General features: G+C 59.3%; 13 protein-coding genes and 1 riboswitch. Of the genes, 10 read left to right on the top strand and 3 right to left on the bottom strand.

The window, feature by feature from the left end:
• The first annotated feature begins 52 nt into the window (after positions 1-52).
• Positions 53-130, top strand: a riboswitch (SAM riboswitch).
• A gap of 207 nt (positions 131-337) precedes the next feature.
• Complete coding sequence (locus ACQK2G_RS08975; RefSeq protein WP_425404689.1) at positions 338-1,636, top strand: O-acetylhomoserine aminocarboxypropyltransferase/cysteine synthase family protein; 1,299 nt, start codon at positions 338-340, stop codon at positions 1,634-1,636.
• Positions 1,637-1,699: 63 nt separating this feature from the next.
• Here ACQK2G_RS08975 and ACQK2G_RS08970 read toward each other — a convergent pair whose 3' ends face one another.
• The gene (locus tag ACQK2G_RS08970; protein WP_425404688.1) at positions 1,700-2,248 is read right to left on the bottom strand and encodes a hypothetical protein; all 549 of its coding nucleotides are present in this window, start codon (positions 2,246-2,248) and stop codon (positions 1,700-1,702) included.
• Between the two features lie 5 nt (positions 2,249-2,253).
• Positions 2,254-3,297 (bottom strand): YheT family hydrolase, encoded by a 1,044-nt coding sequence (locus ACQK2G_RS08965; protein ID WP_425404687.1) that lies wholly within the window; start codon positions 3,295-3,297, stop codon positions 2,254-2,256.
• Between the two features lie 169 nt (positions 3,298-3,466).
• Between ACQK2G_RS08965 and ACQK2G_RS08960 the strand changes: the two genes are divergently transcribed.
• From ACQK2G_RS08960 to ACQK2G_RS08950, 3 genes are all read left to right on the top strand, one after another.
• Complete coding sequence (locus ACQK2G_RS08960) at positions 3,467-5,830, top strand: penicillin acylase family protein (protein ID WP_425404686.1); 2,364 nt, start codon at positions 3,467-3,469, stop codon at positions 5,828-5,830.
• A 48-nt stretch (positions 5,831-5,878) separates the two neighbouring features.
• Positions 5,879-7,108, top strand: coding sequence for a threonine ammonia-lyase (locus ACQK2G_RS08955; RefSeq protein ID WP_425404685.1), 1,230 nt, complete (start codon positions 5,879-5,881; stop codon positions 7,106-7,108).
• Positions 7,109-7,194: 86 nt separating this feature from the next.
• On the top strand, positions 7,195-7,758 hold the full coding sequence (locus tag ACQK2G_RS08950) for a hypothetical protein (RefSeq protein ID WP_425404684.1): 564 nt from the start codon (positions 7,195-7,197) through the stop codon (positions 7,756-7,758).
• 34 nt (positions 7,759-7,792) lie between these two features.
• Here ACQK2G_RS08950 and ACQK2G_RS08945 read toward each other — a convergent pair whose 3' ends face one another.
• Entirely contained in the window at positions 7,793-8,284 is a 492-nt protein-coding gene (locus ACQK2G_RS08945; RefSeq protein WP_425404683.1) for a flavin reductase family protein, read from the bottom strand.
• 193 nt (positions 8,285-8,477) lie between these two features.
• Between ACQK2G_RS08945 and ACQK2G_RS08940 the strand changes: the two genes are divergently transcribed.
• From ACQK2G_RS08940 to ACQK2G_RS08915, 6 genes are all read left to right on the top strand, one after another.
• Positions 8,478-9,302, top strand: coding sequence for a class I SAM-dependent methyltransferase (locus ACQK2G_RS08940; protein ID WP_425404682.1), 825 nt, complete (start codon positions 8,478-8,480; stop codon positions 9,300-9,302).
• Positions 9,303-9,398: 96 nt separating this feature from the next.
• Entirely contained in the window at positions 9,399-10,262 is an 864-nt protein-coding gene (gene motA / locus ACQK2G_RS08935; protein WP_425404681.1) for a flagellar motor stator protein MotA, read from the top strand.
• A gap of 72 nt (positions 10,263-10,334) precedes the next feature.
• Positions 10,335-11,240 (top strand): flagellar motor protein MotB, encoded by a 906-nt coding sequence (locus ACQK2G_RS08930; protein WP_425404680.1) that lies wholly within the window; start codon positions 10,335-10,337, stop codon positions 11,238-11,240.
• A gap of 18 nt (positions 11,241-11,258) precedes the next feature.
• Positions 11,259-12,200, top strand: coding sequence for a flagellar motor protein MotB (locus ACQK2G_RS08925; protein WP_425404679.1), 942 nt, complete (start codon positions 11,259-11,261; stop codon positions 12,198-12,200).
• Between the two features lie 75 nt (positions 12,201-12,275).
• On the top strand, positions 12,276-12,818 hold the full coding sequence (locus tag ACQK2G_RS08920) for an RDD family protein (protein ID WP_425407631.1): 543 nt from the start codon (positions 12,276-12,278) through the stop codon (positions 12,816-12,818).
• A gap of 225 nt (positions 12,819-13,043) precedes the next feature.
• Positions 13,044-13,721 carry an arginyltransferase gene (locus ACQK2G_RS08915; protein ID WP_425407630.1) on the top strand — a complete coding sequence of 226 codons (678 nt, stop codon included), beginning with the start codon at positions 13,044-13,046 and terminating at the stop codon, positions 13,719-13,721.
• Positions 13,722-13,885 lie beyond the last annotated feature (164 nt).

Raw genomic sequence — 13,885 nt, 5'->3', positions numbered from 1 at the left:
GTCTGCGCTCTATCCCGTTTTGCCACTTGACCCGACAGCCAATTCAGCTAATTTCCGCCTCAGCGCTGATTTGAGTCCTAGCTTGCGGGCGCTTTATAAACACGGCTAAAGAGGGTGTCGGGGCGAAGTCCCCCTCTCACCGGCCGTCTCAGGGCCGGTTTTTTAATGCCCTTCCCGCATTGTACCGGATGACGCTCGGCGCCCAATGACCCAGCCTGACTGATCAGACTTGGGTCCGCGGTGATTTGAGGGACAGCTTGCTCCGCGTTACCAACAGCTAAAGCGACACGGAAACGTGCCCTCGTGACAAGAACGGTTAACAACGGAGGGTGTCGCCATGACAACCAACAGCCAGAATCCCGAAACCATAGCCTTGCATGCGGGCTATCGCGCAGATCCGACCACGAACGCGGTCGCGGTTCCGATTTATCAGACGACGTCCTATCAGTTCGAAAGTGCGGAACATGCCCGCAAACTCTTTTCGCTGGAAGAGTTGGGCAACATCTATTCCCGCATCATGAACCCGACCGTCGATGTCCTGGAACAGCGCATCGCGGCCCTTGAGGGCGGCGTCGCCTCCCTCGCCCTGTCTTCGGGCCAGGCCGCCAGCGCCTTCGCGATCCAGAATATCGCCCATGCCGGCGACAATATCGTCAGTTCCACGGACCTTTACGGCGGCACCTGGAACCTGTTCGCCAATACCCTAAAGGATCAGGGAATCGAGGTTCGCTTCGTCGATCCGTCCGATCCTGAAGCCTTCCGCCGCGCGACCGACGACAAGACCCGCGCCTATTACGCGGAGACCTTGCCGAACCCGAAACTGCGGGTCTTTCCGATAGCCGAAGTCGCGGCCATCGGTCGAGAATTCGGTATACCGTTGATCGTCGACAATACGGCTGCGCCGGTCACCTGCCGCCCGTTCGACCACGGGGCTGCAATTGTCGTCTATTCCTCAACCAAATACATCGGCGGCCACGGCACTTCCATCGGCGGTCTGATCGTCGACAGCGGCGCCTTCCCCTGGGCGGATTTCAAGGATCGCCAGCCCTATCTTAACCAGCCCGACCCCAGCTATCATGGCGCGGTCTGGACCGAAGCCGTCAAACCGATCGGGCCGGTCGCCTATATCATCAAGGCACGCGTGACACTGCTGCGCGACCTGGGCAGCGCGATGAGCCCCTTCAACGCCTTCCAGTTCATCCAAGGCCTGGAAACGCTGCCGCTTAGGATGCGCGAGCATAATGCCAATGCCTTGGGTGTGGTCGACTTCCTGAAAACGCATTCGGCGGTGACCGACATCATCCATCCGAGCGTTCAGGAGGGCGAAAACAAACGCCGGGCCGAGGCATACCTGAAGAAAGGCTTGGGCGCGCTGGTCGGGTTCCACATCAAAGGCGGCAAGGAAGCCGGGGCAAAGTTCATCGACGCACTGAAACTGTTCTACCATGTCGCCAATATCGGCGATGCCCGATCGCTTGCCATTCATCCGGCAACGACCACCCATTCCCAATTGACGCCGGAAGAGCAGCAATCGACCGGTGTAACGGATTCCTATGTCCGCCTGTCCATCGGGATTGAGCATATCGACGACATCCTCGCCGATCTGTCACAGGCCCTGGACGCCTCTCAGAAATAGTGGATCGAACAGCCGATCAACGGAAACGCCGGGAACCGCGAGGTCCCGGCGTACCTGTTTGGGTCAAGATCCGGGCCGGTTCAGCTCGGAAACAGCAAGCGTGATCGCATTTACCAGACCGTCGATTGCGGCGGAGGATACCGGTTCGCCCTCATCCTCCAACAAGGCGAGAAGGTCCGCAGCATCGTCCTGCACCTGCCCGCCCTTCAACAGCAGCCAATCATCCGGGATTTTCGCAATCGGAACCGTTTCATCACCGGCCTCGCCCGGTTTTGAAGGACCAGACGGCACCTGCAAAGCCGAAGCAGGCGGGGCAACCTTTCCGTCGCGGGCTTGGGCTTCGTTGAACAACATATCCTTTACGGCAGCCGAAAGGGTTGATGCGATCGCGCGCATTTCCGCACGGTTTCGTTCATCCGACCGCGGCAAGGCGCCGAGCGCGCCGGAAAGATCCTGCACCCGTTTCAGATAGGCCTCCCGGCTCCCGAAGCTGCCCTTCGTCAGGATCTCGGCCCGCACCGTGTCGGAAAGCGACAAACAGCCGATAGCCGCAAGAGCGAGAAACATCCTGCGGGACAAGAGCCTGCCGCCGTCATTCGGACCGTTAAACATAAACCTCACCCCGCAACCCATTCAAAGAACGACAAAATCCTCCGATCATGCCAAGGAACCCGCGACGCATTGTCATGGAATCCAACATGACCGCCCCCCTCCGCGGACAAGCGATGGAGACGTGGCAATACCGACCAATCCACATTGTCATAGCTGGCGGTCGGTACCCAGGGATCATCCTGTGCCTCAACCAGCAAACTAGGCGTTTCAATGCCTGACAGAAAGCGCCGGGCGCTGCTCTTGGCGTAGTAATCATCCGCGCTTTCAAAGCCGAATCGCGGTGCGGTGAAAACCTCGTCGAACCCATAAACCGTTCTGGCCGCCATGATCGCGTCGCGCTGCGTCGATGACAGCGGCAGACGAACCGCGTCACGAAGCATCCAATTGAGCAGCCGACGCTGGTAAATCCGGTTGCGGCGTCGATCGAACCACCGCGATGCGGCAGCCAAATCGATCGGCGCGCAAACCGTCGCAGCCGCCGTTACCGGAAAATCACCGGCATACTCGGCCAGGAATTTCAGCAGCATGTTCCCGCCCAGCGAATATCCCACCAGACACAAACCGCGCTGAAAAATCCTGTCGTCCTGGTCCTGCAAAGTCCTCAAAGCGTTGGCTAGGTCTTCCGTCCGGCCGCTGTGATAGCAGTCGCTGCTTAGGCCCGCTGATGGGCCGGCGCCCCGCAAGTTCAGGCGCAGCGTCGAATACCCGGCCGCGTCGAAAGCAGCGGCAGATGCCTTCATGTAGGCGGACGCGGAACAACCGCTTAGCCCATGGATCAGCACAATCAGCCCCCGCCCTTCCTCGCCTTGCGAATAATCGGCAAGCAGACGATCCCCGGTACCGTCGTTCAAAGGGAGTTCCATGCGGCGGGAAGCAGGTGGCGCCGGTCCTCGGCCCAACCCCTCGACGACCAGGAAATTGCGGATGGTTTGAAGGTCTCCGTTGAACCAAGGCGCCCGCGGTTTGAATGGCACCTCGCGCAAATCCGGCCAGCGGCCGCCGCCAGCCGTTGCCGTCAAAGCGCCCGCACTCCCGGCCTCGTCGGTCACATTTCGTCTCATCGTCCGTTTGTCACCGTCCTGCGGTGGCCTTCCGCATCGCCGCGCGCTAGGTATTCAACAGGGTTGCGTTAAAGTCATACGGCCAAGGTAGCGACTGGATTGCGCCAAACAAGGCCGGCAACAGGCAAATCCCTGGTCTTGGGGAGCGGGTGAGGCAATGCGTTGGGTAATCGGCATTCTGGTTTTCATCATGGTAACCGTGGCGGCCGCGGCCGGGTTTTTCGCAGTGCGGTTCCAGATGTCCCTACCGGATCTAGCGGGTGAAATCGAATTGCCGGGCCTGCATGCCCAAGCCGCGATTCAAAGAGACGGCCGGGGTCTTGTCACCATCCGCGCCGCGAACGACCACGACGCCTATTTTGCACTTGGCTATACCCACGCCCAAGATCGTTTGTGGCAGATGGAAATGACGCGCCGGATCGGCGCCGGCCGACTTTCGGAACTGCTTGGATCCAGCACGCTCGGGCTGGATCGCTACATTCGTACGCTAGGCTTCTACCGGTTGGCGGAAGCCCAGCTGAAGCATCTGCCGGCGGATGTATTGGCGGCGCTCGATGCCTATGCAGCCGGCGTCAATGCGTGGATCGAAACCACGGATGGCCCGCTGCCGCCGGAGTTTCAGCTTCTGTTTCACAAGCCCGAACCCTGGAAGCCTGCCGACTCCATCGTCTGGGGCCGCATGATGGCCTTTCAATTGGCGACAAATATGCGGTCCGAACAGGCGCGGGAAAAACTGTTGCGAGAATTGGGAGAGGAGAAGACCCGCGCGCTCTTGCCGGGAGCACTGCCGCACGATCCTGTAACCATTCCGCCCGAGGCCAGGGCGCTGCTCGATCGTTATGTCCCTGCCCCGCCTGAACTTCAGTCCGATACAGCGTCAAACGCCTGGGTGATATCCGGCGAGCATACGGCAACAGGTGCCCCAATCCTGGCGAACGATCCGCATTTGGGGTTCACGGCCCCGAACCTGTGGTATTTCGTGCGTATCGATGCCCCCAATCTTCAAGTCACCGGTGTCACCGTGCCCGGCGTACCGTTCCACCTGCTAGGACATAACGCGACGGTCGCCTGGGGTTTCACCACGACCTATGCGGACACACAGGACCTGTTCGTCGAGACCGTCTCGGGTGACGGGCTGCACTACAAAACGCGTTTCGGTTGGGAGGATATCGCCCGGCGCGAGGAAACGATCCGGGTCCGGTTCGGCGACCCGGTCCAGCTGACGATTCGAGCGACCGATCACGGTCCGATCATCAGCGATCTGTGGGACGACCCGCCCCGGCCCCTCGACAGCGAGGGGTTCGGCACGGCCTTCGCCCTGGCCTTCCCGGGACTTCAGGAAGAGGACCGAACCCCGGAAGCGCTGTTCCGCCTGAACCGGGCGGGAAATAGGCAGCAATTCGAAGATGCGATGCGCCTGTACGGCGCGCCAGTGCAGAACATTCATTATGCGGATACGGCCGGCACGATTGGACTGGTCGCGCCGGGTCGAATACCCGTGCGCCGAAACGGGAACGGGTTGCTGCCTGTCGATGGTGGCACCGGCCATTACGACTGGGATCGTTTCCTCAGTTATGAAGAACTGCCGAAGGTGTTCGATCCGCCTTCGGGCATCATCCGCAATGCCAACAACAGATTGGTCGACGAAACCTTTCCGTATCTGATCTCCGCTGAATGGCCGCCCGCCTTCCGCGCCAAACGGCTCGACCTGCTGCTGTCCGGCATCAGTGGGACGACGATAGAGGACAGCATCGATTGGCAGATGGATATCGTCTCCGACGCCGCTATTGAATTGCTGCCCCTGATGACGAACGCCGAACCGGATAGCGAGTTGGGAAAGCAGACGCTTTCCCTTTTGACCGCTTGGGATGGACGTATGGAACGGGAAAGGGCCGAACCGCTCATCTACGCCACATGGCTGAACGTTCTGACAATCGCGGTGGCCAAGGACGAGGTGAAAGGCGCGTATCCGCCCTATTGGCAGGAGCAGGAAATCTTCGTCATAAACGTCCTGAAGGGAGAGGAAGCGGCCTGGTGCGACAATATCCAAACGGATGACGTCGAGGATTGTGCGACGATCCTGTCTGAATCGCTGGAAACGACCGTATCGCAATTGCAGGAACGTTTCGGCGACGAGATTGCGGAATGGCGTTGGGCCAAGGCGCATGTCGCCGTGTTCGAGAATAGATTTCTCGGCCGTCTTCCCGGTCTGGACGGGATGGCGAACCTGCGCATCGCTACATCCGGCGGGGACCATACGCTGAACCGAGGACAAAGCAGACCTTCGGACGATCCTCTGTTCAGGCATGGACACGGCGCGGGTTTTCGTGCCGTTTATGATTTGTCGGACCTGACGAACAGCCGATTCTCACTGGCCGGCGGGCAATCCGGAAACCCGTTATCGCCGCATTACGACGACCTGCTGGAAGACTGGCGCGACGGTCGCTATTTCCGCAGCGACGGACGCCCCAAAGATATCCAACCCACGGAAGACAGAATACTCGTCCTCAATCCCCGCTAGGCCGTCGATCAGGCCGGGCGGACGCAGTTGGGCCGGGAGGGACAGATCATGGATCCAAAACATGTCGTAACGATCGACGATATCCGCGAAGCCGCCAAGATGATCGACGGGCAGGTCGTCAGAACGCCCGTGCATAAATCCGGCCCGCTTTCCGACCTCACCGGCGCGGAGATATTTCTCAAGCTGGAAACGCTGCAGCAAACCGGCTCATTCAAGGATCGCGGCGCGCTGGTGAAGCTGACGTCCCTGACGGAAGATCAAAAAACCAACGGCGTCATCGCGATGTCCGCCGGCAATCATGCCCAGGGCGTAGCCTATCACGCCAAGCGCCTCGGGATTCCGGCAACCATCGTCATGCCGGAAGGTACGCCCTTCACAAAGGTCGCGCGGACCCAGGCGCATGGTGCCCGCGTCATCCTGCATGGCGACAACATCAACGCTGCGGAACCTTTCGCACAGGAACTGGCGGCAAAGGAAAACCTGACCTTCGTCCATCCCTATGCCGATCCCTATATCGTCGCCGGACAAGGCACTATCGCTCTCGAATTGCTGGCCGATATTCCCGATCTGGACGTCATCGTGGTGCCGATCGGCGGCGGCGGGGTCATCGGCGGGATCGCCACGGCCGCCAAGGCCATAAAGCCTTCCATCAAAATCATCGGCGTGGAAGCCGCCCTATACCCTTCCATGTATCAAATCATTCACGGCATGGAGCCCAAGATGGGCGGCGATACCATCGCCGAAGGGATCGCGGTGAAGACACCGGGCGAAATCAATATCGAAATCGCCAAACGGCTGGTCGACGATTTCCTGCTGGTCGACGAACCGTCACTGGAAGCGGCGGTTCAAACCATGCTCGAGACGGGTAAAATCGTGACCGAGGGCGCCGGCGCCGCCCCCCTAGCGGCAGTTCTGAACCAAAGCAGGCGCTTTGCCGGAAAAAAAGTCGGCCTGATCGTTTGCGGCAGCAATATCGATTCCCGCATTCTCGCAGGCGTCCTGATGCGGGGCATGGTCCGTGCCCAGCGCCTTGTCCGAATTCGTGTTTTGATCAAGGACGCCCCCGGCGTATTGGCACAAGTCACCCAGCATATCGGGCGGACCGGCGGCAACATCGTCGAAGTCCAGCATCAGCGGATGTTCTTCGACGTACCGGTCAAGAATGCGGAATTGGATATCATGGTCGAGACCCGCGATTCCGACCACGTCCAGGAAATCCTGACCCGGCTCAACGCCGCGGGATTCAAGACCAAACTTCTGTCGGACTACGCGGATTAACCGCCCGGACGCACCGGGCAGGACGAATTTGGACCGCGGTACCATTTTCCGCTATTCTTGCGCGCTTGAGCGGAAGGAGAGCAACCATGCGGTTCGCGTTGTTCATTGTCTCGTTCCTTTTTCTGACGACGGGTCACGCGCTAAGCGCCGATCCGACGAAATGCAACAGCCATAACGTCAGGCAAACCAGCGCGGAATTGATCTTTGAATATTCCAAGTGTCTGTCCGAAAACGCCGGGGGAGAGGCGTCCAAGAAGCATCTGCTGATCACGGATATCTACATCAAGGCGTGGAGCTATTCCCTGATCAACAAGATCTTCTTCTGGTTTTCCATCGTCGCCGCCGGGCTCGTCGTGTTATGGCCGTCAGCCAGCGTCATCCTCAAAAACAAGATCGATGAAGGCGAGTCCCTGCAATGGATCCGATCCCCTGTGTTGCAGACAACAATCACCGGCCTCGCCGCCCTCTCCTTCGCCTTGTACACCCAGTACAAGGATCAGCAGACATCGGCGGAAACCTTGATGCGAGAGGTTTTCTTCAGCTCACAAAGCGTTGAATCGCTGGCGCAATCTTCCGCCGAGGAACTCGCCAGAATCGACCGGGGGTTCAACTTCGGCAATGCGTTGGAGAAGAAATCGGAAGAACCGTAAGACCCTCAAACCCGACCCGACACGAGGCGACTGTTCAACCGTTTCGTTTCGCCAGGGCATCGTATCGCCCCTTGTAATAAATCAGCGGGCGTTCCTCGGGGTGGTCGACCGACAGGTCGGTAACCCGCCCCACGATGATCTCATGATCGCCGCCCGGGTAACGATGCTCTACGATGCATTCCAACTGGCACAGGGCACCGTCGAGCAACGGCACACCGGCCTGCCCGGCCGTATAGGAAACCCCTTCGAAACGGTCGGACCGCGATTGCGCGAAAGTCGTCGAAAGACCCTGCTGCCCCCCGGACAACATATTGATCGCGAAGCGCTCCACATTCGCGAAGACCTTCCGGCTGTAGGCACCTTTATCCAGACAGAAAAGGACAAGCGGCGGATCCAGGGAAACCGACGTGAATGAATTCACGGTGACACCTGCCGGCGCCCCTTGCGCGTCCAGACATGTCGCGACGACAACACCGGTCGCGAAATGCCCGCATGCATCGCGGAATGTACGTGGATCGAAAGTCATCCCAACTCCGTACTGACCAACAAGCGCCCGAACGGCCGGCCGCCGTCCGGTTACCGGTTCATGGGCCTTGCGGCGCCGCGCCGAACCTTAAACACTGATTCCGCGCAACGCGCCTAGAGAACAGCCGAAGAACCGGGTCCGATGCCGGTATAGGTGCGGTGCGAAGCGCTGTCCATTGCGGAAACGGATAACCATGGAAACACCCGCCCAAAAACAGCTCGGCGACAACAGCAGGCTGCACCGGCCCTTCCTGCGCGGCAGGACGATCCGATTGCTACTGGCGGCCCTTGCGGGCATCGCTGCTGCGATCATGCTGCTGAAATCCGGACATGCGCCGACCGACCTGCCGATCCCTCCCGGCTGGGTCGCGACGGCGGCCGGTTCTGCGGCCGCGGCTGTTCTCGCATTCGCATTGGGATTACGCGGTCTATGGCCATTGGGCGCCGCGCTCGCCCCGCCGGCCGCCGCACTCGCCCTTTTGGCAAATGTACCGGGATGGATATTTCCGGTCGGGCTCGCTCTCCTCGCCGGCCTGTTCTGGAATGTCCGATCGGAGCGCGTTCCGCTCTACCTCACGAACCGGGTCGCGCAGAAGGCTCTCGCCGATATCGTTCAGGGCACGGCCGCAGCTCCTTCGGGACGGATCATCGATCTCGGTTGCGGGTTCGGCCTGACAGTGATGACCCTGGCTCGGCGCTTTCCGGAAGCGAAAGTCGTCGGCGTGGAAACTGCCCCGCTCGTCTTCGCGATCGCTTGGCTGAGGGCGAAACTGACGGGCCCGCGAAATGCATCGATCGTCTATCGGTCACTCTGGGCGGAGGACCTTCACCAGTACGACGCCGTCTATTGTTTTCTGTCCAGCGAACCGATGGCCCGCCTCCTCGCCAAGGCGCGTGCAGAAATGAGACCCGGCTCGGTATTTGTTAGTAATACTTTTACCGATCCCGACGATACTTCCGACGAAGTAGTTCTCGTTGGTGACTCACGAGAAACTCACCTGCATGTTTGGCGGTTTTGATGTAGAAGGCAGTAAATCGGTGTAAAAAGATAGACGAATCAAGCCTCGTCATTTAATTCTTGCAAGTTATTGGGCAGGTCCGACTAGGGAGAACCCATGTTCGCGATTATCGGCATGGTGGCCGTTGTAGGGTGCGTTATCGGCAGTTATGTCGCGATGGGCGGCAAGCTGGCGGTTCTGAACCAACCGTTCGAAGTGGTTATCATCTTCGGTTCGGGTATTTCGGCCTTCATCATCTCAAACCCGATCCGCGTCGTGAAGAGCGCCTTTGGCAAGCTCGGCGCGGTGTTCAAGGGTCCCAAATACAAAAAGGCGGATTACTTGGAACTGCTGACGATGCAGTATCAAGTCTTCAAGCTTATGAAACAGAAAGGCGCATTGGCGCTCGAAGCGCATGTGGAAAATCCGCATGACAGTACGCTGTTCGCGGAGTTTCCGAAGTTCCACCACGACCATCACGCCACTGAGTTTTTCTGCGACTATGTGCGCTTGCTCACCTTGGGGTCCGACAATCCGCATGAAATCTCGGATCTGATGGATCAGGAACTGGATCTCCATCACCAGGACGACCACGCGATCGGGCACGCACTGACGAACATGGCGGAAAGCTTCCCGGCCCTCGGGATCGTGGCCGCGGTGCTCGGGGTCATCAAGACGATGGGATCGATCAGCGAACCACCGGAGGTTCTCGGCGGGCTGATCGCCGGTGCGCTGGTCGGGACGTTCCTGGGTATCCTTTTGTGTTATGGTTGGTTCGCACCGCTGGCGAGCGCCGCCAAACAGTTGATGGAAGACGAAGCCTCGTATTTCACCTGCATGAAGGCCGGCATCATCGCCCATCTGCAGGGATACGCGCCGCAGGTGTCAGTGGAATTCGCCCGCAAGGCGATCGGCCACCATAACCGCCCGACTTTCGCCGAAGTCGAAGAGGCATGCGGCAACCTGCCGGCGCCGCAATAACAGCGCGGAAGGGCCGTTCCAACGGCCTGACGCGGCAGAACCAACGGAACGGAATGGCGCAATCAAGGTCTTATGGCTGATACGCTCGAAGACAAACCGCTTATTCTGAAGAAGAAAAAGAAGATCCCGGCCGAAGGACACGGCGGGGCATGGAAGATTGCCTATGCGGACTTCGTCACCGCGATGATGGCCTTCTTCCTGTTACTTTGGCTGCTGAATGCCACCACCGAAGAACAGATGGAAGGGATTTCCGATTTCTTCGCCCCGGTTAACGTATCGGAAGAGAAAACCGGCATCGGCGAAGCCTTGAAAGGCTTGGAAGTCATGGCGGAAGGCGCTTTGCGGTCGGCGTCGGCACGCCCGAAGATCACCACCCAGATCCCGACTTTCGGCGATGAGGCCGCTGGCGAGGAATCCGGTGAGGAACGCAAGAGCCCGATCGAAGCCAATCCCGAATCCGGCCGGACAAAAACCCCGGAAAAGGACGATGAGGCAATCGAGATCGCGATGGCGCAGATCCAGCAATCCTTGCAGGAAGCGCCGGAACTGGCCGCTTTGCAGGAAAGCCTGTTGATGACCCCGACCCCGGAAGGGTTGGATATCCAGATCCTCGATCAGCGCGAGCGGTCCATGTTCGAAGGCCGAAGCGACCGGCTCACCAGCTATGCGAAACGCTTGCTGGCCCTGGTTGGATCGATCATTGCCGAATTGCCGAACGACATTGCCATCACCGGCCATACCGACGGGTCGAATTACCGTTCCATATCGCCGGCCTATACCAAATGGGAACTGACCGCCGATCAGGCTGCCGCGGCACAACGATGGTTGGTCGACGCGGGGCTGCCCCTGGAGCGTTTCCAGCGGATCGTCGGTCGCGCGGACACGGAATTGCTCGACACACAGGAACCGGACGCGCCTCGCAACCGCCGAATATCCATCCTGCTGCTGCGAGAGCCGCCGCAAGGCGACAACGGGTGAAGGTGATAGAGTAACGGCATGGCCGATAACAACGACAACATCATCTTCAAGAAGATCAAGATTCAGGAACCGGGCGCGCATGGCGGCGCCTGGAAGATCGCCTATGCCGATTTCGTGACCGCCATGATGGCCTTTTTTCTGCTGCTCTGGCTGCTGAACGCGACGTCGGAAGAAGTGAAGGAAGGGCTCGCCAACTATTTCCAACCAACACTGCGCACGACGCCCAGCACCAGCGGGTCCGGCGGGATTTTCGGCGGGGCTACCGCGAATGATCCCGGCCCCATGGAGGTCACCTCTACCCAGGCGTTTCTTGATTCCGACTCCGCCTCCCAGACCAATCTGGATACGGGTAACGAGGCATCCGGGCGCGAACAGGAGGTCAGTTCCGGCGATGTCGGCCGCGTCGATGCGCAAGCGGAAGAACAGACCTTCACCAGGATCAAGGAAATTCTGGAATCGTCGATCGACGAACTGCCCCCGGAGTTGGAGGACCTGAAACGATCCCTGAAGGTCGAAATCGTCGAGGAAGGCCTCAGCATTCAGGTCATCGACCACGACGCGCAGTCGAGTTTCGACGAAGGGTCGGACAAGTTGACGGAAAACGCGCGTCTCGCCCTGAAACTAATGTCGCAGTTCATCACCCGCCTGCCGAATTTGATAACGATCCACGGACATACGGGTGAAGAGAGCCAGCCTTTGGAGAACTGGGAACTGTCCCTGCAACGCGCCAATGCGGCCAGGCGCGCCCTGGTGGCTTACGGGGTCCCGGTTCAGAAGTTCGAAACGGTGATCGGTAAGGGCGCCAGCGACATGGCCAATCCAGAGGCCCCTGACGCCCCAGAAAACCGCAGGCTTGCCGTCATCATGCTCCGTATGGCGACCGATCCCGTTTACGGCACAAGTGCGACGACACCGCCGTCGATCTTCGAAAACACGCCTGGTCCGCCCGCACTTGAATAGACCGATACGGGAATCCTGTCGGGTTGTGCGACGGCCCGACCGTTACCATGTCTAAGCACATAGCGGCGCGTACAGATAAACCAGCAGCATGCGGAGGCCCCCCTGAGCGAGCGCAGTCTTCCCAACCCGAACCAGGACGAACCTGACCGACTCGGCGGACCCGGCGGGTCCGGCTTCAACCTGGGAAACACCACCGATACCAAACATCAGCGGGAAATCGCCGAAACCGAGGGGATAGTCGGCCGGCGCGTCGTCGCCTATGCGATCGACTTCACCCTTTTGATGTTGCTCTGGCCCCTTGCCCTTATCTTCAGCGCCATGTCGCTCTTCACCCTGACACCGGCTTTATTCGCGGTTATCCCAGTGCTGCCGATCCTCTATCATACAGGTATGATCGCATCTTCGTCACAGGGCACTCTGGGCATGCGGGCCCTGGGAATCAAAGTGGTGCGTGAAGTTGACGGATCACGGCCGGACGCGCTTCAGGCATTGATCCTGACCGCCCTATTCTATCTGACATTGGCAACATCGGGGTTGCTGCTGCTGTGGTGTCTCTTCGACGACAGGGGCCGTTGCCTGCACGATATCTTGAGCGGAACGAAAATCATCCGCGGCTGACGCGGCGGTTGCGCGCGGATCCGCAATTCGTTTGCCCCGACCGGGCACGAAACCTGCAACACGGAACATTTGAAAAGCATAATGGTCATCGTACGCCGGACCTGCTACCGTTTGGCCGAGGCGTATAAGGCACAGGCTTTACCTGAATGATAACAAATACCTAGGCATTAATCCGTGTCGATCCAAAGAACTCTCGACCCGATCCTGTTTCATCGCTCCGCGCCGATGACCTGCCCTTATTTGCCCGGTCGGATGGAACAGCAATTGTTTACGGAATTATCCGGGCCCGGCGCACAGGATGTGTTCGAACGCCTTGGCGAAGCCGGTTTCCGCCGCTCCCATCACATCATGTATCGACCAGTCTGCACGGGCTGCAGCAGCTGCGTCCCGGTCCGGATCGTCGCGAAGGAGTTCGACTTTTCCCGATCCTGGCGTCGTATACTCAAGAACAACATCGACCTGACCGCGAAGGATGTTGGCGCGCGGGTCAGTGAAGAACAGTTCGACCTGTTCCGGCGTTATGTCGAGAGCCGGCACGGCGATGGCGACATGGCCAACATGACGGCCCGCGACTACGTCAATCTTGTGACCGCCAGTCCCGTCGATACCGGGTTGGTGGAATTCCGAACGCCGGACGGCGCACTCATCGCCGCCTGCCTTACGGACAAACTCCGCGACGGTTTCTCAGCGGTCTACAGCTTCTTTGATCCGGACATGAATAGCCGAAGCTTGGGCAGTTACATGATCCTATGGCTGGTCGAGGAAGCCCGTCGATTGGGCCTGAACCACGTCTATCTCGGCTTCTGGATCGCCGACAGTCAAAAGATGGCCTACAAGCGGCGCTTCAGTCCGCTCGAAGAATTCGGCCAAGCGGGATGGCGCAGGGTCGATACACCCGAATAGGGCACCAGCCCCGGAAACGACCCAATGTTTCACGCCGGCTCACCACACCCCACAAAAAGTTGTCCGGGCGTTGGCGCTTGAGCAATAAACAGCATGTCGACCGACGGTTCCGGGGCGGCTCTTCTGTTGCCGAACTCTGTAAAATCCGTATAAACCTTCAGTCA

Source organism: Hwanghaeella sp. (genome assembly GCF_965227365.1).
In the GTDB taxonomy this organism is placed as follows: Bacteria; Pseudomonadota; Alphaproteobacteria; order UBA8366; family Aestuariispiraceae; genus Hwanghaeella.
This window is presented reverse-complemented; position numbering and strand designations above follow the sequence as displayed.

Coding starts and splice junctions, on each gene's coding strand:
- ACQK2G_RS08975 (WP_425404689.1), top strand. CDS start 338: ATGACAACCAACAGCCAGAATCCCGAAACCATAGCCTTGCATGCGGGC.
- ACQK2G_RS08970 (WP_425404688.1), bottom strand. CDS start 2,248: ATGTTTAACGGTCCGAATGACGGCGGCAGGCTCTTGTCCCGCAGGATG.
- ACQK2G_RS08960 (WP_425404686.1), top strand. CDS start 3,467: ATGCGTTGGGTAATCGGCATTCTGGTTTTCATCATGGTAACCGTGGCG.
- ACQK2G_RS08955 (WP_425404685.1), top strand. CDS start 5,879: ATGGATCCAAAACATGTCGTAACGATCGACGATATCCGCGAAGCCGCC.
- ACQK2G_RS08950 (WP_425404684.1), top strand. CDS start 7,195: ATGCGGTTCGCGTTGTTCATTGTCTCGTTCCTTTTTCTGACGACGGGT.
- ACQK2G_RS08945 (WP_425404683.1), bottom strand. CDS start 8,284: ATGACTTTCGATCCACGTACATTCCGCGATGCATGCGGGCATTTCGCG.
- ACQK2G_RS08940 (WP_425404682.1), top strand. CDS start 8,478: ATGGAAACACCCGCCCAAAAACAGCTCGGCGACAACAGCAGGCTGCAC.
- motA (WP_425404681.1), top strand. CDS start 9,399: ATGTTCGCGATTATCGGCATGGTGGCCGTTGTAGGGTGCGTTATCGGC.
- ACQK2G_RS08930 (WP_425404680.1), top strand. CDS start 10,335: ATGGCTGATACGCTCGAAGACAAACCGCTTATTCTGAAGAAGAAAAAG.
- ACQK2G_RS08925 (WP_425404679.1), top strand. CDS start 11,259: ATGGCCGATAACAACGACAACATCATCTTCAAGAAGATCAAGATTCAG.
- ACQK2G_RS08915 (WP_425407630.1), top strand. CDS start 13,044: ATGACCTGCCCTTATTTGCCCGGTCGGATGGAACAGCAATTGTTTACG.